The sequence below is a fragment of the Bacillus sp. WMMC1349 genome (genome assembly GCF_013155385.1).
Taxonomy (GTDB): Bacteria; Bacillota; Bacilli; order Bacillales; family Bacillaceae; genus Bacillus.
In genome coordinates this window covers 25,180-38,558 of record NZ_JABJUQ010000008.1, presented here as the reverse complement: position 1 = coordinate 38,558, position 13,379 = coordinate 25,180, and the positions used below count along the sequence as shown (strand labels likewise).

Sequence of the window (13,379 nt, the reverse complement as noted above, 5' to 3'; positions counted from 1 at the left end):
GGTGAGGTAAATTGGAATATAAAATTGCAAGAACTCCAAAAGAATGGAGGGCGCGTTTAAATTTAACTCAAGACGATGTAGCTAAAGCCTTAGGTATTCATAGAACTACTTACTCTTCGTGGGAGAGAAATCCGCAAAAGATGGAGATAGAAGAAGGTGTGGCACTAGCTGATGTATTTGGGTGTGACTTTTCAGAAATCATTTTTTTTAAACTAAAACCTAACAAAATGTTAGATATAGAGAGGGATGTTTCTTAATGAAAAAAAACAAATCAGTTGAATCAATTGTTCTTAGCGGAAAGTATGCTATTACATTTGTTCAAGAGATAAGACCGAGCATGCATTCAATTATTAAAGAACGAAAGGCAAAACAAAAAAAGGAGATTTCATAAATGAATGAATTACAAACGTTTAATCATAAAATTTTTGGAGATTTACCTGTAATGATAGTGGATGGAGTTGAGTGGTTTGGAGCAAAGGAAATTGCTAAAGCATTAAGCTTTTCGAAACCACATAATGCAATTCAAAACCATGTTGAGGAAGATGACTCCGCGGTCCACGGAGTCATCGACAGAATAGGAAGAAAACAAAAGAAAAAGTTCGTAAATGAATCAGGTTTATACGATTTAATATTTGGAGCTGCAAAACAAGGGAACAATCGAGAAATTAAAGAGAAGGCAAAAAAATTTAAACGATGGGTAACCTCTGAAGTGCTACCTATAATTAGAAAAACGGGCGGATACGTTAATAAAGGTAACGAAGAACAATTCATTAAAAACTATTTTCCTAGTTTCAGTGATGAAGTAAAGCAAGCAATGGTGCTAGATTTGCGAAATCAGAACAATCAACTAAAAAAGCAAATTGAGCAAAACAAACCTAAAGTTCTGTTTGCGGATAGTGTGTCAGCATCCAGTACATCTATTTTGGTGGGGGAGCTTGCAAAACTATTAAAACAGAATGGAATTGAAACGGGACAGAAACGATTTTTCGCATGGTTAAGAGACAACGGATATTTAATAAAGCGAAAAGGGACAGATTACAACATGCCAACTCAAAAGAGCATGGAAAGTGGATTGTTCGAAATTAAGGAAACATCTATAACACATTCAGATGGTCATATCAGTATCAGTAAGACACCTAAAGTCACTGGCAAGGGTCAAGTATATTTCATCAATAAGTTTCTAACGAAAGAAGAGGCGGTTTCATAATGTCAAATCAATTGCAGGTTATAGATGGTATTCAAAAGGAAAAGGTGGATTATTATTCGATCTATCGAAAAATATTTTTAAATGAGCTATACGAAGGATTGGCACAATGCGAAAGCCAGGGATCTATTGAAAGAGAGACCCTCAAAAGAGTTGTCTTTAGTGGTTTAAAAATGATTAATAGTGAGGACATGCCTGAAACATATGAAGACGTACTAACGAGATTTCACATTATTGGCTCTATCAATACAATGATAGGTTGGTTAACGCCAAGGGAATTGATGCAGATGTTCCCGGTCGAAAAGCATTATGACGGTGATAAATATGAAATGAAAGACTATTTTTACACAATGCGAGTTATTGAAGAAAAGGGACTAGACAATTGCATTGGAACAGAACGAGAAGTATTTGACTTTATTTCAGATTATCAAAACTCGGATATTACATCATTTATGATCGAATCGCTATCAACAGTCAGTGCCTTACGAAGAGCAGAAGGACAAAAAGGTTTGTTAGAAGAGTTTGCTGAGGAAAAGGGGATTGATACTTACACAATGGGGACTGATCACAGAGGAAAGCAAGTATTGGTTAACAATACAACTGGTGAAGTGCAGAGAGTGATAAAGAAGCGTCCGAGATATATACAGCCAGTAGATTAGGTCATTACTGACCAACTAAAAGGAGGTGGGTAAAGTGAAGATCAAAACAAAAGAATGGCTTGCTCTAAGCGAGGCAGAACGTTTTATGAAGATTTATCAGGCTTTTGTGAAGAAGCATATCTAAAAGTTAAAGGAGAGAGAATAAATGGCTAATATGAAATATCAAATGCCAGTTACATTAGAAAAAGGTAAGGCCTGGGCAGCTGTCTGGATTAAAGGGTTTGAAATAAAAAATAGAAATGCTTTTTCCATGGGTGATGCTAAAGAAAGCCAGCTCAATCTTGAACTGACTTTTAACAGTAATGATTATTCTACAGAAAAATATACACAGTTTATAAATGATCTTATTAGATTTCTTAATGAGCATGGTTGGACTGAAGGAAAACAATATTAATTTAAACCGAGCCTTTGTTTTAAATAATCTTGTGCAATTCCAGCCATTAACGACACTGAAATACTTGCAAGACCTTTTGTTTTTTCTTTAGTAGCTTCCCATATTGATGTCTCTCTTATGTTATCAAGAAATACATGGCCATCCCAGGTCAAATGACCTAGGATTAAGCCACTTAGTGAATCATCAGATCGTATTGCTTTACCTTCGATAAAATTGGCATCAATTAGCTTTAAAATAGCGTAAAACGAGGTTTCTTCTCCAAACTTTTGAACGGTTTGAAGTTCTCTTACCTCGCTAGTATTTAGCTGGTCGTTCAATGTAAGTTTTTCTTCTAATTCAAGAAGGATTTCTCTTACACAATCGTGATCAAGTTTCATAGTTTCACCCCCTATCTTACAGGAACATTATACCAAAGAGGAGGATAAGCATGAATTTAAATCGATTTCTAAAGTCTGATCAGGAAAGAGCTGAAAGGCTAATCAAATCAATGGATTTTCTAATCACTGAACTGTTACCAGATGCTATTGAGGACGGAGATTATGAAGGGTGTATTGAAATAGCAGGGTCGATGATTGCCCATTGTAAGGATCTTAAACGGATGGAGCATCCAGAACAAGTTGTTCAGCTGCATGAAATAGCGTCCCAACTCTTAAGTAAAGGGATAGACGTTTCAACTGTAAGGAGGGCGTATCAATGAATATCGAGCATCCAATCATTACAGAAATCAACCGTTACGGTTATCCGTTGGAATATTTGAAGTATGAAAAAGAGAAAGACAACGAAGAGGAAGACAATTAAAAAAGTTCACTCTGCCAAGTGAACTTTAGGGAAGTGATTTTTTAAGAAAGAATATTTAAAGCATATCGAATATTTTTTGAAAAATCAAGGGAGGAAACAAATTAATGAGTAGTCTTCCAGAAACAGAACAAGTGTTAATCGATCAGGTCGAAGAAGAGGAAAAGGATTATGAAGTGTTTGAGGTGACTGACCTAGAATCAGCAGCCGAAGCACAACGGCGCATCACTTACTTTAAAGGGAAACAATCAGAAATAGATGCAGTGGCTGAAAAGCAGCTTGAACGCCTCAGAACTCAAATTGAACGGGTTGAGTTTTGGCGTGATGAGTCTAAAAAACCATATGTCGAGCGTGAAAACTTCTATATCCATAGACTAGAGCGATACATGCGGGAAGAAGTCAGAAGGCAGATTGAAAGTGGCAAAAAGCCATATAAGTCAATCAATCTACCGTATGGAAAAATTAAGCTTACCAAGCAGCAGCCGGAATATCAACGTAATGAAACCGACTTGTTGAAATACGCGGAAACAAAAGGGTTAGTCAAAATTAAAAAAGACGTTGATTGGGCATCCATTAAAAAGAAATCTTCAGTTTTCGGGGACAAGCTAATAGACGCAGATGGCGAGATTATTTCAGGTGTGACAGTGGTTGATAGGGAAGATAAATTCACAGTCGAGGTGAACGAATAATGAATATTTATCAAAAGCTGATCGAGGTCAGAAAGGCGATCCCGTATCTCCAAAAAGAAAACAAAGGAAACCAGTACGAATATGTCGGATCAAGTCAGGTTTTAGGCGCTATCAGAGATGAATTAGACAAACAAACGCTTTTACTGATTCCGAAAATTGTAGACAAACGCATCTTAACAGAAACAGTTGAAAGTAAAGATAAGTACGGCAATCAGAAAAAGAAAACGACATATTTCACAGAATTAGACCTTGAATTTATTTGGGTGAATGCAGAAAATCCCGAAGAAACGTTGACTGTCCCTTTTTATGCACAGGGTGTTGATATAGCAGGAGAAAAGGGAGTCGGTAAGGCTTTGACATACGCTGAAAAATATTTTCTTTTGAAACAATTCAACATTCCGACAGATAAAGACGATCCAGACGCATTTCAACAAAAAGTAGAAGCGACAAAACCACCTGAAATGATCACACAGGAGCAAAAGGATGAAATTCAATCCCTTGCTCAACATTATATTGAATTGCGTGGACAAGGCGATGTGAAGACCGTTATAACAGCTCTTGACATCAAAGATATTAACAAAATCAATAAAGGGCAAGCTGACCATTGTATCTATCTACTTAAAAGATGGGTGGCTAAAGCAGAGAAAGAATTAGCATAACAAGAGGGTGATTTTATGGGCGGAGCGTTCCAAACAAGTAGAGACATTTTTACAAGCGATATATGGCAAAACCCAGTCGAATTCCGTCTATTCTTCTTTATTTATGGAAATGCAGTTTTTTCGGAAGAGGGGCAACGAAAAGGCGATGTTTTGGTGAAGCGCGGTCAATTTTTAAGATCATATCGAAATTTACAAAAAGACTTGCAGTATATCGAAAATAGATCGGTCAAACAGTATTCACTTTCGAGGATCAAAAGGGCGGTTGATCGACTGATTAAAGAAAATCGTTTGAAAATCGAGGACACCGAACTTGGAACGCTCTTCACTGTCGTAAATTATGAGGTATATCAGGGGTTAGAGAACTACAAAAAAGGCAACTTGGAACGGAGAGAGAACGCAGATGGAACGGAGACGGAACGCAGATGGAACAATAATAAGAATGTAAAGAAGGTAAAGAAGGAAAATAATAATAATAATAAACGTTTGGTTTTTGATGAAAAACAAATGCAGCTGGCTGAATTGCTTTGGAAACATGTCCATATAAACGCCCCTGACATGAAACAACCAAACCTTGATAAATGGGCTAATACAATTCGACTGATGATGGAACGTGACGGACGCACAGGAAAAGATATTCAAGAAGTGATCTTGTGGTCTACTAAACACGAATTCTGGTACAAAAATATTTTAAGTGCTGATAAATTGCGAAAACAATATGCCAGATTAGTAGTTCAGAAGAATGAAGAAGAAAGAAGGGGAACGAGAAATGGCAACCAACAACCGTACGGACAAAGCTATGGAGAAAATACTGAAGAAGCTTCAGGAAAGGTCAGCTCAATCTTTGGTGGAAGAGTCGGACGCCTTAGAAAAAAAGGGTGAATATGACTGTCCCACTTGTAAGGATGAATTGGGTTATCTAGAAAACAGGGACGGCATTGAGGTGTGGGTACGCTGTAAATGTGTTGAGTGGCGTCGAATTAGGAAATTAATGAATTCTAGTGACATAACTGCAGAGTTTGAGAAATTACAATTCAAGAATTTTGTTACGGAAGGGAAACACGGTCTGATCGTTGATGCTTACGATTGCGCTGTTGATTACTATAAGAATTTCGACAGTATCAAGGATAAACGTAAAAACAGCATTGCCCTTTTGGGACAGCCAGGATCAGGAAAGACACATTTACTTACAGCCATATCAAATAAATTAATCAAATCGAAAAACGTGCCAGTTCAATACTTTCCATATGTCGAGGGCTTCAATGATCTGAAAGATGATTTTGAAAAATTGGAAGAGAAGCTACGGCGAATGAAAGAGGTTGATGTCCTTTTTATAGACGATCTATTTAAGCCTCTGAAGGGTAAACCTAGGGCAACTGATTGGCAGGTGGAACAGACATATTCAGTCATCAATTATCGTTATCTCAATCATAAGCCGATTCTCATTTCAAGTGAATTGGATATTGAGCAGCTTGTACAAATAGACGAAGCACTCGGCACACGGATTTATGAAATGTGTGAGAACTATATAGTCATCATCAAGGGTGACCGGATGAAATTAAATCATAGATTAGGAGCTTGGAAATGAAAAACTATCAAATCATTCCATTGATGCCGGGAGTTTACGAATTGTCGCCAAGGAAGACAGGGAAAGGCAAAGACCTGACACCAGTTATCAAAATGCTAGAAGAGAAAATGCGCGAAATGGAAAAAGCGATAAAGGAGAGCGCCTAATGGGTGTTTATATCATGCTTGATCATTGTAATTTTGATTGGAAGCCGGACGAAGTGGATGAAGTTGAATCTTACTGGCAGGGCGGTTTACCCATTGAAAGAATTGCAAAAATCGTTAAACGACCAGTGAAAGAAGTCTTTCTCTTACTCTATGACCGTGCGGAGTTGGGGCATATCAGGGAAAGAGAAGGCGGGATATTCGGTGCTTGAGCAAATAAAAGCTGCATTTGAGATCTTATTTCTGGCCGGATACAGAGAAAAACAGATTAAGCAATGGATACATGATGACGGGAGGTAAGGAGATTGAGAGAGATCAAGTTTCGAGGTAAACCGATTGAGGATTATGGCGATATTAAATGGTTTTATGGCGGTATCGACTTATACCATGATAAAAAATTAGCCTATATCAGTGCTCCTTATAACGGTCATATACAGGTAGAGTGGGCATCAATTGGACAATACACCGGATTGAAGGACAAAAACGGTCAGGAGATCTACGAGGGGGATGTCTACCATCAAGGCGACCTAAATATCTTGTACGTTGTTGTATATAAAGACACTAGTTTTATAGGTAAGCAAATAAGGGCCAGTAGTTATGCGGGTTTGGAATATTGGAAAGACAGAATCGAAGTTATCGGCGACATATATCGAAATCCTGATCTATTGGAGGTGGCGGAATGATTAAATTACCTGAAAATCCTTGCGCTATCTGTCGGAAAAATGAGGTAACTCAGTTATGTGATTTTGTAACAGCTTATGTGTGGACATCAGTTCATGGTGGTATTCATAGAACTTGTGATTTGCCAATGTGTAAGGAGTGTGCAAAATCACACGGCCCATTTGACTTTTGCCCATACCATGATGGATTAAGCAAAAAGCTTAAAGTTCCAGATAAAAAATTAATAAGACGGAAAAATCAGTATAAATCAAAAGAGTTAAAAGAATTGAGGGGCAACCAATGATCACCCTTAACATACCCGTTACACCAATGGGAGCCGTTCGAATGACTGGGCGTGGCAAATTCGTAAATAAAAACGCTCAACGATACTTAGCCTATAAAGATTTCATCAAGTGGGAAGCGCAGAAACAGATGAAAAGCGATCCTTTTGAATCGGGAGCACTCCATGTAGATATCACTTTCGTTATGCCGATTCCTAAAAGTTGGTCAAAGAAAAAACAGCAACAATCCATCAATACGCTGCATACCAAAAAGCCAGACATCGACAATCTTATAAAAGGCGTGTTCGATGCTCTAAACAAAATTGCTTGGAAAGATGATAACCAAGTTTCAAAAGTAACTGCTTGTAAAAAGTACGGTGAAAAGCCAGGAATCGAGTTCAGATTACAAGGGCGACAGAAGAATGGGAACAGCTAAGCGTCTGATTATACGCTATAAAAACGATTATAGGCGCACTGTGGGGCATAACACCCTATGGAGGAACATTGATAGTCTAATAGAGTTAAAACGTCGCTATGGCTTTTTAAACGACGATTTAGAGTATATCGAAATTGATGGTATTGAATACGATCTCGACAAGGTAAGGGCAGCGCTCGAAAAGCATGGTTATTCATGAGATTGAAACAACTTTCCGTATAAATGGGATTTCACACCGGAGAGTAAAATAAATAACGGCTTCATTTGTCGAATTTTGTCGAAAAAATGAGAGGGAGAATTTAAACATGTTAAATAGATCAATTATTGTTGGACGCTTAACTAAAGATCCAGAGTTAAGATATACCGGCTCAGGTGTTGCTGTTGCAGGATTCACACTTGCGGTTAATCGACCGTTCAAAAATCAAAATGGAGAGTCAGAAGCAGACTTTATAAACTGTGTGGCTTGGAGAAAGCAGGCTGAAAACGTCGCGAACTTTCTTAAAAAGGGATCATTAGCAGGCGTAGACGGACGATTGCAGACACGCAACTATGAAAACCAGCATGGTGGTCGGGTGTTCATTACAGAATTAGTCGCTGAATCAGTTCAATTTCTGGATACAAAAAACAGCAACCAGAATCAAGGACAGAACCAGAGACAACAGCAAGGAAATAGATTCCTAGATGACCCGTTTGCCAATAATGGAAAGCCGATTGATATAAAAGATTCAGATTTGCCGTTTTAAGGGGGATAAACATGATAAGGCGTGTTGTTCAGTGGGTGGCAACAAACTATGATTCTGAGAATCTACAGGTCATTACTGTTTTTGAAGAAGGCATAAATAAACAAGCTGCTAAAAATCAAACACCGTTCTGCAGGCGTCACAGGGTACTTTACAAAAGTAAAGGGGGGAATAAATATGAGTTCAAATAAAAATTGGAGATTGCCAGGGGAAGTGAAAGTTTGGAAGATGACAGAGAAAGAACGGTTGGCTTATATCAAAAAGTACCCAATTGTCTACCGAGAGTATTTAAAACCTTCACGTAATTTTATATTTGAAAAACAGAATTATTGGGAGGCATGGAAATGACACTCTTACAAGGGGAATTCCTAAATCTATACAAGGCAAAATTGAATACCAGTAAAAAAACATCAGAACAAATTAAAAACGAATTAACTGGGCTAGAACCAAATGAAGAAGAAATTCAAAATTGGCTTAAAATATATGGCTTAATTGCCGGAGTAGAGGTTATTGTCGCAAAAAGTTGGAGTGGAGACGGGTATTGTCTCGTTAACTGGCTAGAAAAAGATAGTGGAACAATAAAAGAGTTTTTCTACCACTTAGAACAAGATCCAATGTTCGGCTCCTATTTTGATGAACGAGAAGAGTTTGAGGAAGATTGGCAATCGGGAGAGTATTGTCCGGCCTGTTCAATTGTATTCAGTGATAAAGATGTTGAAATTATTGAGATAATTGTTCGTTAAAGGAGTTACGAAAATGAAAGAATGCTCAAATTGTGGTGATGAGTTTCAAACAGATGAAGGTTATCCAACTAATCAAGAAAATAGGTTTGAATGTTGTTGTTCATTAAATTGTTGGCTTGAGCTTATAGATGAAGCGCCTTGGAAAGAAGAAATTGACTAATTCACAGTTTAAGAAATTAACGGCATAGTGTTCAGTCGTAGTTGACTAAAAAATAACATAAGACGGGAAGGGAGAATCATGATCTATCTAATTATAGGAATCATTATTATTGCAGCACCGTTGATTTGGATAGAGTTTACCGAAAGACGTATTGAAAAATGGGAAAAAGAAAAGTAGAAGAATAGGAGGGATAGGATGTCTAAACAATTATCTTTTCTTCCAGCTGTGGATGAAAAAGCCGTCCGCAAAGTTGTCATCAAAGAATTGAAAAATTACCGTGCGCTTAAAGTCCAATTGGAGAACAAAAAGGAATGTTCATCTGCTGGCATAAATACTTTCCCTTCCCTCCGAGATTCATTAAATCTCAATGAACTCAAGGTCAAGCAGATGGAACGCGCCTTACAAAACAGCTTGGATGAAGAAGAACGGTTAATCATTGAAAAGAAATATCTAACTGCTGCAAGGGTAAAAGATATTCATATCTATATAGAACTCGGAATGAAAAAGGATACTTATTATGAAATCAAGCAACGCGCTATAAACCGTATAGCTACAGCACTCGGAATTATCTGAGTGCTTTTTTTATCGACAAAATCCCGACATTTTTCCGATAAAATGGGGGACAAAAAGGGGGACTATTTATGTCTGCATTAGCGATAACATTTACTTATCAAGAATATATGGGAGACGCGCCTTTCCCTTATCAATGGCGTATCCGGATACGGAACAAAGGTGTTGAGGAATGAAGCCGAACGGGAGGAACATTCTGAGCCTGGATAGCGCTAGTCTTGCGGCAGCCGTATCGGGGAATAGTATTTTCATTGTACCCATGATCTTACTATGCTTGGCTTCCTCCCGGGGTATGTGTAAGTTCAATTTTATTAAATATAAGCGTGTTAATGGACTTGGTTGATGTTCTCTGTAAACCGTGTCCAGTGAATCTCAGATAAGACGATTGATGGCAAAGGGAGCCTCTGAGTGTGGGCATGGTTTAGAAAGAATATAGCCAAGCGCTTTTCCGAAAGGGAGGGTGTTTTTTTATTTGAGGGAGGTATAAAAAGTGGATTTTAAAAAGGATTTAGCCAATATGAGTATATCTGACCTATTGGAAAGGGTAGTAAATGGTCCATATCAACCGTATCAATCAATCACAACTAAAGAGAAAATGGCACCACCTTTACTTCAAATTGAACTTGATGATATTGATTCTCCGCCACGTATTTTTTATAACGGTAAAAAAATTGACAAGATTATAAATGCAGATTTTTCATACTTAACTAGGGATGATTCAACGCTTAATCCAACGCATATTGACATTGAATTTGTCGATAAAGATAGCAAGTATGGAACAAAAGCAATCGTTTACAATCGATCTCTTTACAACCGAAGGAAGGATAACAATGCCACCTAAGCCGTTAAGGGAGTGTAAGGCCTATGGGTGTAAGGCACTAACTAGAGAAGCCTATTGCCATGATCATAAGCACATCAAGCAAGAGGAAACAAAACAATACAACAAACATTCAAGAGACAAAACAATTACAAGTTTTTATAAATCAACTGATTGGAAGCAAACAAGACAACTTGCTTTGTTAAGAGACAACTATCTTTGTCAGAGATGTTTGAGGGAACATCGCTTCATACCTGCTGACATGGTTCACCACATTGTGGAAGTAAAAGAGGACTGGTCCAAGCGTTTAGACCTTTCAAACCTTGAAAGTCTCTGTAATGCTTGCCATAACAAGGTTCATGGTGATCGAAGTAAGCTAGGGCAGTAGGATACCCCCCTACTAAAATCTTTGGAAAACAACCGTCTGGGGAACGGCGCGCCCTCTTCTGCAAACAAACACCGCTTTTCAAAGTTCCCGAAAAATACAAAATACCCTCTCGGCGATTTGCCAAGAGGGCTTGATATAAACGATTTGATTGTTAGTTTCATCATAGCATGTTTGACGGAAAAAACAAGCGAAAAAAGAAGATTTTTTTAACGAAATGAGGTGAAAAACATGCCGAGACCCGCAAAATCTGCAGCTCTTCAACTAATACAGGGTAATCCGAATAAAAAGAATACTGAGGAATTAGCCACCAGAGCTAAATATGAAAAACAAATGAAAATGCGTACTGAAAATATTAAGCCTCCTTCATGGTTGGATGATAAGGTAGCTAAAAAAGAATTTAAACGGGTTGCTGCTTTATTGTCTGAAGTGGATCTCATCACAGAGGCGGATATCAACATGTTGGCCACCTATTGTAAGATTTACTCTCGATATATTTCTATTACAAAAAAAATTGATGAAGATGGCATCATGATAAACACAGAAGGGTGTAATGAAAATGGTCAGCCCATCAAGTCGGTTGGTGAAGAACATCCCCTTCTTAAACGCGAGAAAAATTATTATGATCAGATGATATCTGCGGCCAACCATTTTGGCCTTACACCGTCTGCACGTGCAAAACTAGCCATCACCAAAACTCAGGAAGAACGAGAAAAGACGGCAGCGGAAAAGGAGTTTGGTAATGTATGAATACAATTAAACAGTTTATGATTGACTACTCGCGCGATGTGATATCGGGTGAGATTGTGGCGTGTCAAAAACATATTTGGGCTTGTCATCGCTTTTTAAATGACATTAAGAGAGAAGGAACAAGGGAGTTCCCTTATATATTTGATGACGAGAAAGCTAGACGGTTTCTTTATTGGATGACTCAGTTTAAGCATACAAAAGGACCTCTCGCAGGAGAAAATATTGTCCCCGAACCAATCCAAATTTTTATTTTTGGCAATGTGTATGGGTGGGTTCACAAAGAAACAAGGTATCGCAGATTCACAAAAGTATATTGGCAAGTTGGACGTAAGAACGCGAAAACACAAAGTTTAGCTTGTGTTGCTTCTTATGAAGCTATGGCAAATGATGAAAATATGTCAGAGGTCTACATTGGGGCAACGAAAACTGAGCAAGCAAAAATATGTTGGAATGAGATCAAAGCACAGATTCTTCAGTGTGAGCTATTAAATAAACCTGAGCAAAAATATAGGATTGCCTACGGGAAAATTGAACATCCAAAAACACAATCTAAAATTGAGGCACTCTCTAAAGATGCAGGGAAAACAGGAGATGGGTTCAATCCTCAGTGCGGAATTATAGACGAATATCACGCACATAAAACATCTGAAATATATGATGTACTTGTTTCTGGTATGGCTGCACGAAATCAGCCGTTAATGGTCATTATTACGACTGCCGGTTTTGAATTAAATAACCCTGCCTACCGCGTTGAATATGATTACGTGTCACGCATTTTAGATCCAAATAAAGTAGAAACAAATGAGCAGTATTTTGTGATGGTTAATGAATTAGACAAAGGTGATGACATTAAGGATGAGCAGAACTGGATCAAAGCCAATCCTATTGTTGCTAAAAATGAACATGGACTTAATTATCTGCGTGGAGAGTTGGAAGTTGCCTTGGCTGTACCAGAGAAAATGAGGAACTTTCTGACTAAGAATATGAATATCTGGGTTAACATGCGTGAAAATGGCTACATGGACATGCAAGCTTGGAAAGATTGTGGATCTGATCATTTTCCTGATCTATCCGGCCGGGAGTGCTATGTTGGAATTGACTTATCAAAACGAATTGACCTGACAGCCGTATCTTTTATTTTTCCGTTAGATGATGGGAGCTTTGCTGTAGAAAGTCATGGTTTTATGCCTGAAGATACATTCTATGAACGTATGAAGACAGATCATGTCCCTTATGACTTGTGGAGGGAGAGGAACTGGTTAACCGTTACTGATGGTGCTGTAGTTGATTATGACTATATCAGAGCTTATATCAAGAAAATGGAGAAAGAGAAAGGATGGAAAATTAAAGAAATCGGTTACGATCCATATAATGCGACACAGTTTGCTCAACAGATGGAGGCTGACGGATATGTGATGATTGAAATTAGGCAGGGAGTTGCCACACTTTCAGAGCCTACAAAAGACTTTCGCGAAAAAGTAAAGGCGAAAAACATCATCCATAATAAAAACGATCTACTGACATGGGCGATGGGTAATGCTGTTACAAAAGTAGATGCTCAAGAAAATATCATGCTGGACAAATCAAAGTCAACACAACGGATTGACCCTGCTGCAGCCCTTATTAATGCACATGTGAGAGCATCTCAAATTGATATGACGATTGACTTAAATGCTTATATCAAGTCAGGATCTTTCAGCCTGTAGGAG

The 13,379-nt window shown here is 38.1% G+C and carries 27 protein-coding genes; 26 read left to right on the top strand and 1 reads right to left on the bottom strand.

Going from position 1 to position 13,379, the window contains the following annotated elements; genetic code table 11:
• Positions 1-11 precede the first annotated feature (11 nt).
• From HOO54_RS23370 to HOO54_RS23355, 5 genes are all read left to right on the top strand, one after another.
• Positions 12-257: a helix-turn-helix transcriptional regulator gene (locus HOO54_RS23370; RefSeq protein WP_172292230.1), complete on the top strand. Its 246-nt coding sequence runs from the start codon at positions 12-14 to the stop codon at positions 255-257.
• A complete protein-coding gene (locus tag HOO54_RS24845) occupies positions 257-391 on the top strand; it encodes a hypothetical protein (RefSeq protein WP_301539265.1) in 135 nt (44 codons plus the stop codon). Before HOO54_RS23370 ends, HOO54_RS24845 begins: the two co-directional genes overlap by 1 nt.
• The gene (locus HOO54_RS23365; protein WP_172292232.1) at positions 392-1,207 is read left to right on the top strand and encodes a phage antirepressor KilAC domain-containing protein; all 816 of its coding nucleotides are present in this window, start codon (positions 392-394) and stop codon (positions 1,205-1,207) included.
• Positions 1,207-1,863 (top strand): hypothetical protein, encoded by a 657-nt coding sequence (locus HOO54_RS23360; protein WP_216664702.1) that lies wholly within the window; start codon positions 1,207-1,209, stop codon positions 1,861-1,863. Before HOO54_RS23365 ends, HOO54_RS23360 begins: the two co-directional genes overlap by 1 nt.
• 145 nt (positions 1,864-2,008) lie before the next feature.
• A complete protein-coding gene (locus HOO54_RS23355; RefSeq protein WP_172292234.1) occupies positions 2,009-2,257 on the top strand; it encodes a hypothetical protein in 249 nt (82 codons plus the stop codon).
• On the opposite strand, the gene HOO54_RS23350 is transcribed toward HOO54_RS23355, so the two are convergent.
• Positions 2,254-2,634 (bottom strand): DUF2513 domain-containing protein, encoded by a 381-nt coding sequence (locus tag HOO54_RS23350; protein ID WP_172292236.1) that lies wholly within the window; start codon positions 2,632-2,634, stop codon positions 2,254-2,256. The genes HOO54_RS23355 and HOO54_RS23350 overlap by 4 nt on opposite strands.
• A gap of 50 nt (positions 2,635-2,684) precedes the next feature.
• Here HOO54_RS23350 and HOO54_RS23345 point away from each other — a divergent pair, with 50 nt between their 5' ends.
• From HOO54_RS23345 to HOO54_RS23245, 21 genes are all read left to right on the top strand, one after another.
• Entirely contained in the window at positions 2,685-2,954 is a 270-nt protein-coding gene (locus HOO54_RS23345) for a YqaH family protein (RefSeq protein WP_172292238.1), read from the top strand.
• Positions 2,955-3,159: 205 nt separating this feature from the next.
• Positions 3,160-3,741 carry a host-nuclease inhibitor Gam family protein gene (locus HOO54_RS23340; protein ID WP_172292240.1) on the top strand — a complete coding sequence of 194 codons (582 nt, stop codon included), beginning with the start codon at positions 3,160-3,162 and terminating at the stop codon, positions 3,739-3,741.
• Complete coding sequence (locus HOO54_RS23335) at positions 3,741-4,400, top strand: ERF family protein (protein WP_172292242.1); 660 nt, start codon at positions 3,741-3,743, stop codon at positions 4,398-4,400. The genes HOO54_RS23340 and HOO54_RS23335 overlap by 1 nt, the downstream gene beginning before the upstream one ends.
• A 15-nt stretch (positions 4,401-4,415) precedes the next feature.
• Positions 4,416-5,279 (top strand): hypothetical protein, encoded by an 864-nt coding sequence (locus HOO54_RS23330; RefSeq protein ID WP_172292244.1) that lies wholly within the window; start codon positions 4,416-4,418, stop codon positions 5,277-5,279.
• Complete coding sequence (locus HOO54_RS23325; RefSeq protein WP_172292278.1) at positions 5,197-5,985, top strand: ATP-binding protein; 789 nt, start codon at positions 5,197-5,199, stop codon at positions 5,983-5,985. The genes HOO54_RS23330 and HOO54_RS23325 overlap by 83 nt, the downstream gene beginning before the upstream one ends.
• Entirely contained in the window at positions 5,982-6,131 is a 150-nt protein-coding gene (locus HOO54_RS23320) for a hypothetical protein (protein ID WP_172292246.1), read from the top strand. Before HOO54_RS23325 ends, HOO54_RS23320 begins: the two co-directional genes overlap by 4 nt.
• Positions 6,131-6,340 carry a hypothetical protein gene (locus tag HOO54_RS23315; RefSeq protein ID WP_172292248.1) on the top strand — a complete coding sequence of 70 codons (210 nt, stop codon included), beginning with the start codon at positions 6,131-6,133 and terminating at the stop codon, positions 6,338-6,340. Before HOO54_RS23320 ends, HOO54_RS23315 begins: the two co-directional genes overlap by 1 nt.
• A 93-nt stretch (positions 6,341-6,433) precedes the next feature.
• Positions 6,434-6,811 carry a YopX family protein gene (locus tag HOO54_RS23310; RefSeq protein ID WP_172292250.1) on the top strand — a complete coding sequence of 126 codons (378 nt, stop codon included), beginning with the start codon at positions 6,434-6,436 and terminating at the stop codon, positions 6,809-6,811.
• Complete coding sequence (locus HOO54_RS23305) at positions 6,808-7,092, top strand: hypothetical protein (protein ID WP_172292252.1); 285 nt, start codon at positions 6,808-6,810, stop codon at positions 7,090-7,092. The genes HOO54_RS23310 and HOO54_RS23305 overlap by 4 nt, the downstream gene beginning before the upstream one ends.
• Entirely contained in the window at positions 7,089-7,505 is a 417-nt protein-coding gene (locus HOO54_RS23300) for a RusA family crossover junction endodeoxyribonuclease (RefSeq protein WP_172292254.1), read from the top strand. Before HOO54_RS23305 ends, HOO54_RS23300 begins: the two co-directional genes overlap by 4 nt.
• Positions 7,492-7,704 (top strand): hypothetical protein, encoded by a 213-nt coding sequence (locus HOO54_RS23295; protein ID WP_172292256.1) that lies wholly within the window; start codon positions 7,492-7,494, stop codon positions 7,702-7,704. Before HOO54_RS23300 ends, HOO54_RS23295 begins: the two co-directional genes overlap by 14 nt.
• A gap of 106 nt (positions 7,705-7,810) precedes the next feature.
• Complete coding sequence (gene ssb, locus HOO54_RS23290) at positions 7,811-8,248, top strand: single-stranded DNA-binding protein (protein WP_172292258.1); 438 nt, start codon at positions 7,811-7,813, stop codon at positions 8,246-8,248.
• An 11-nt stretch (positions 8,249-8,259) separates the two neighbouring features.
• A complete protein-coding gene (locus HOO54_RS23285) occupies positions 8,260-8,436 on the top strand; it encodes a hypothetical protein (protein WP_172292260.1) in 177 nt (58 codons plus the stop codon).
• On the top strand, positions 8,423-8,593 hold the full coding sequence (locus HOO54_RS23280) for a hypothetical protein (RefSeq protein WP_172292262.1): 171 nt from the start codon (positions 8,423-8,425) through the stop codon (positions 8,591-8,593). Before HOO54_RS23285 ends, HOO54_RS23280 begins: the two co-directional genes overlap by 14 nt.
• Positions 8,590-8,988, top strand: a complete 399-nt coding sequence (locus HOO54_RS23275) for a hypothetical protein (RefSeq protein WP_172292264.1) — start codon at positions 8,590-8,592, stop codon at positions 8,986-8,988. The genes HOO54_RS23280 and HOO54_RS23275 overlap by 4 nt, the downstream gene beginning before the upstream one ends.
• Before the next feature lie 13 nt (positions 8,989-9,001).
• Complete coding sequence (locus HOO54_RS23270) at positions 9,002-9,148, top strand: hypothetical protein (RefSeq protein ID WP_172292266.1); 147 nt, start codon at positions 9,002-9,004, stop codon at positions 9,146-9,148.
• 195 nt (positions 9,149-9,343) lie between these two features.
• Positions 9,344-9,721 (top strand): ArpU family phage packaging/lysis transcriptional regulator, encoded by a 378-nt coding sequence (locus tag HOO54_RS23265; RefSeq protein WP_172292268.1) that lies wholly within the window; start codon positions 9,344-9,346, stop codon positions 9,719-9,721.
• A gap of 487 nt (positions 9,722-10,208) precedes the next feature.
• Positions 10,209-10,559, top strand: a complete 351-nt coding sequence (locus HOO54_RS23260) for a hypothetical protein (RefSeq protein ID WP_172292270.1) — start codon at positions 10,209-10,211, stop codon at positions 10,557-10,559.
• Positions 10,549-10,923, top strand: a complete 375-nt coding sequence (locus tag HOO54_RS23255; protein WP_172292272.1) for an HNH endonuclease — start codon at positions 10,549-10,551, stop codon at positions 10,921-10,923. The genes HOO54_RS23260 and HOO54_RS23255 overlap by 11 nt, the downstream gene beginning before the upstream one ends.
• A 228-nt stretch (positions 10,924-11,151) precedes the next feature.
• Positions 11,152-11,670 carry a phage terminase small subunit P27 family gene (locus HOO54_RS23250; RefSeq protein ID WP_172292190.1) on the top strand — a complete coding sequence of 173 codons (519 nt, stop codon included), beginning with the start codon at positions 11,152-11,154 and terminating at the stop codon, positions 11,668-11,670.
• Positions 11,667-13,376, top strand: coding sequence for a terminase large subunit (locus tag HOO54_RS23245; protein ID WP_172292192.1), 1,710 nt, complete (start codon positions 11,667-11,669; stop codon positions 13,374-13,376). The genes HOO54_RS23250 and HOO54_RS23245 overlap by 4 nt, the downstream gene beginning before the upstream one ends.
• Positions 13,377-13,379: the final 3 nt, after the last annotated feature.

Coding starts and splice junctions, on each gene's coding strand:
- HOO54_RS23280 (WP_172292262.1), top strand. CDS start 8,423: ATGAGTTCAAATAAAAATTGGAGATTGCCAGGGGAAGTGAAAGTTTGG.
- HOO54_RS23330 (WP_172292244.1), top strand. CDS start 4,416: ATGGGCGGAGCGTTCCAAACAAGTAGAGACATTTTTACAAGCGATATA.
- ssb (WP_172292258.1), top strand. CDS start 7,811: ATGTTAAATAGATCAATTATTGTTGGACGCTTAACTAAAGATCCAGAG.
- HOO54_RS23275 (WP_172292264.1), top strand. CDS start 8,590: ATGACACTCTTACAAGGGGAATTCCTAAATCTATACAAGGCAAAATTG.
- HOO54_RS23360 (WP_216664702.1), top strand. CDS start 1,207: ATGTCAAATCAATTGCAGGTTATAGATGGTATTCAAAAGGAAAAGGTG.
- HOO54_RS23355 (WP_172292234.1), top strand. CDS start 2,009: ATGGCTAATATGAAATATCAAATGCCAGTTACATTAGAAAAAGGTAAG.
- HOO54_RS23345 (WP_172292238.1), top strand. CDS start 2,685: ATGAATTTAAATCGATTTCTAAAGTCTGATCAGGAAAGAGCTGAAAGG.
- HOO54_RS23365 (WP_172292232.1), top strand. CDS start 392: ATGAATGAATTACAAACGTTTAATCATAAAATTTTTGGAGATTTACCT.
- HOO54_RS23270 (WP_172292266.1), top strand. CDS start 9,002: ATGAAAGAATGCTCAAATTGTGGTGATGAGTTTCAAACAGATGAAGGT.
- HOO54_RS23340 (WP_172292240.1), top strand. CDS start 3,160: ATGAGTAGTCTTCCAGAAACAGAACAAGTGTTAATCGATCAGGTCGAA.
- HOO54_RS23305 (WP_172292252.1), top strand. CDS start 6,808: ATGATTAAATTACCTGAAAATCCTTGCGCTATCTGTCGGAAAAATGAG.
- HOO54_RS23320 (WP_172292246.1), top strand. CDS start 5,982: ATGAAAAACTATCAAATCATTCCATTGATGCCGGGAGTTTACGAATTG.
- HOO54_RS23285 (WP_172292260.1), top strand. CDS start 8,260: ATGATAAGGCGTGTTGTTCAGTGGGTGGCAACAAACTATGATTCTGAG.
- HOO54_RS23245 (WP_172292192.1), top strand. CDS start 11,667: ATGAATACAATTAAACAGTTTATGATTGACTACTCGCGCGATGTGATA.
- HOO54_RS23265 (WP_172292268.1), top strand. CDS start 9,344: ATGTCTAAACAATTATCTTTTCTTCCAGCTGTGGATGAAAAAGCCGTC.
- HOO54_RS23335 (WP_172292242.1), top strand. CDS start 3,741: ATGAATATTTATCAAAAGCTGATCGAGGTCAGAAAGGCGATCCCGTAT.
- HOO54_RS23295 (WP_172292256.1), top strand. CDS start 7,492: ATGGGAACAGCTAAGCGTCTGATTATACGCTATAAAAACGATTATAGG.
- HOO54_RS23350 (WP_172292236.1), bottom strand. CDS start 2,634: ATGAAACTTGATCACGATTGTGTAAGAGAAATCCTTCTTGAATTAGAA.
- HOO54_RS23255 (WP_172292272.1), top strand. CDS start 10,549: ATGCCACCTAAGCCGTTAAGGGAGTGTAAGGCCTATGGGTGTAAGGCA.
- HOO54_RS24845 (WP_301539265.1), top strand. CDS start 257: ATGAAAAAAAACAAATCAGTTGAATCAATTGTTCTTAGCGGAAAGTAT.
- HOO54_RS23300 (WP_172292254.1), top strand. CDS start 7,089: ATGATCACCCTTAACATACCCGTTACACCAATGGGAGCCGTTCGAATG.
- HOO54_RS23315 (WP_172292248.1), top strand. CDS start 6,131: ATGGGTGTTTATATCATGCTTGATCATTGTAATTTTGATTGGAAGCCG.
- HOO54_RS23250 (WP_172292190.1), top strand. CDS start 11,152: ATGCCGAGACCCGCAAAATCTGCAGCTCTTCAACTAATACAGGGTAAT.
- HOO54_RS23325 (WP_172292278.1), top strand. CDS start 5,197: ATGGAGAAAATACTGAAGAAGCTTCAGGAAAGGTCAGCTCAATCTTTG.